General features: G+C 41.2%; 2 protein-coding genes. One reads left to right on the top strand and one right to left on the bottom strand.

Annotated features, from left to right (window positions below):
- The coding region (locus QZT26_RS17355; RefSeq protein WP_295103970.1) for a Druantia anti-phage system protein DruA at positions 1-473 on the top strand (473 nt) is incomplete at its 5' end.
- 23 nt (positions 474-496) lie between these two features.
- Here QZT26_RS17355 and QZT26_RS17350 read toward each other — a convergent pair.
- Positions 497-1,786: a Ni/Fe hydrogenase subunit alpha gene (locus QZT26_RS17350; protein WP_295103968.1), complete on the bottom strand. Its 1,290-nt coding sequence runs from the start codon at positions 1,784-1,786 to the stop codon at positions 497-499.
- Positions 1,787-2,011: the final 225 nt, after the last annotated feature.

Genomic DNA, 2,011 nt, shown 5'->3' with positions numbered 1-2,011 from the left:
GGATTGGATGGCCGCCATTTTTAAAATCGCAACGACTGAAACTCATAGCAAACAACTCACGTTTCCTGATCCTTCCTCAGATACACGTACCAAACCTTGCCTCCCGTATTCTTTCTCTTAACCTTAAGCGCTTATCACAAGACTGGACTAAGGTCTATGGGCATCCAATCTGGCTTGTGGAGACCTTTGTCGATCCTCGTTTTTTTAAAGGCGCCTGCTATAAGGCCGCAGGATGGATTTTTTTAGGACATTCAACCGGGTTCTGTACGCGCAACTCAAGGCACTCCATCAAACGTAACCCCGAACCATACATAAGCAAGGCCATGAGCCACTTATCGCCCGTCAAGTTTGCAAGAACGGCTTTCACTTCATCGCAAGTCATAACCACTGGCAGGCGTGTTGGTTTGAGGGTACGTATGACCTTAATACCCATGCTGGCAAATACTTCGCCCTCTTTTTTTTCAAAAAACTAAATTGTTACTTTTATTGTATTTCCTCATTTTACAAATTCAACTTTCATCAGATGTGTCGCACACGATATACACGGGTCATATGCACGCACAAGCATTTCTACATCAAGGATGATCTCATCCCTCGGTTTATTTACTATTTGAGGAATCAATAACTTTAAATCATTTTCTATATTTGCAAGGTTTTGTGCCGTTGGAATTATGAAATTTCCATAGGTAATCCTGCCATTATCGTCTAATGTATGTTCGTGGTACAATGTCCCACGGGGGGCCTCTGTAGCGCCAACACCGTTCGCTGCTTTGGGGAGTAATGCCACGGTTTCTTCCTTCAAATTGTCCGAAAGCAATTCATCTATCAATCCAATACTATCCTCAAAACAATGAACTGTTTCAACAACCTGAGCAACATTATTCATATATGGATTGTAACAGGGATGTTTTAAGCCCATTTCTTCCGCCGCCTCTTTTGCTTTTGGATGGAGACGTTCATAGTTGTTATTGAATCGTGCCAAAGCTCCCACCATGTATGAATCCTGGAATGATTTTGCATGTTTTGCGGTGGAGTGTTTTACAATAAATTCCTTTACTCTTTTGAGATATTCCGAAGGTTTCACTTCTCCATTATAGCTCGATTTGATATTGCCATCATACAAAGCGTATTCATCCGGATGGGTAAGCGAGATATATTCTGTTTCTCTTTCAAATTCCAGGGTTCTCAGATGCTTAAAGAATTTTACCGTTTCATCAATATCTCCCCTCGAATCCTCTATCCTTTTTTTAAACTGCTCAAAATCCCTTTTCTCAGGAATTTTTGAGAAACCGCCTATATTCAATGTAATAGGATGTACATGCCTACCACCGACCAAGGCACACAAATCATTCGCAAGGGCCTTAAGCCGCATTCCCCTTACGATGCTTTCCTTGTTGTCTTTTATCATGCCAAATATACTCTTCACACCAAAAAAATCAGGCACAGTCAGAAAATAGGTATGAAGAATATGGCTTTGAATAAATTCCGCGTTAAGGAGTAGTTTTCGCAATTTTATTGTTTGTTGCGATGGTGTAAAGCCGAGTGCAGACTCTATAGCCTTTATTGACGTTGTTGTATGGGTAACGGCACAAATTCCGCATATTCGCGATGTAATATGAGCGGCCTCTTTATACGTCCTGCCTCTCACCATCGCTTCGAAGAACCTTGGAGACTCAACTATATCAAGCCTCAATTCTTTCACCTGCCCGTTCTTAACGTCTATCACAATATTTCCATGTCCTTCGACACGGGTTATATGTTCAATATTTACATGTAAATCATGCATTCAACGTTCCCTTTGAATATTATTGCTTATCCTTATTGTAACGGATGTTCACCCCAAGTCAAAAAACAAAAGTGCCGTAAAAGCCTTATATTTATTGGCTTTTACGCCGAACAGCAAGCTTTTTTCTAGTGACTACCCGTATGTTCCGGCTTGGCAATACTTCTGGCAACTTTATCTGTAATGCCTCTAATAATTCATGTGATTGTTGCCGCGGACGCGGGATCT

It is taken from the genome of uncultured Candidatus Kuenenia sp. (genome assembly GCF_900696675.1).
Taxonomy (GTDB): Bacteria; Planctomycetota; Brocadiia; order Brocadiales; family Brocadiaceae; genus Kuenenia; species Kuenenia stuttgartiensis_A.
Note: the sequence above shows the minus strand (reverse complement) of the source record. Positions and strands in the feature narration are given on the sequence as shown.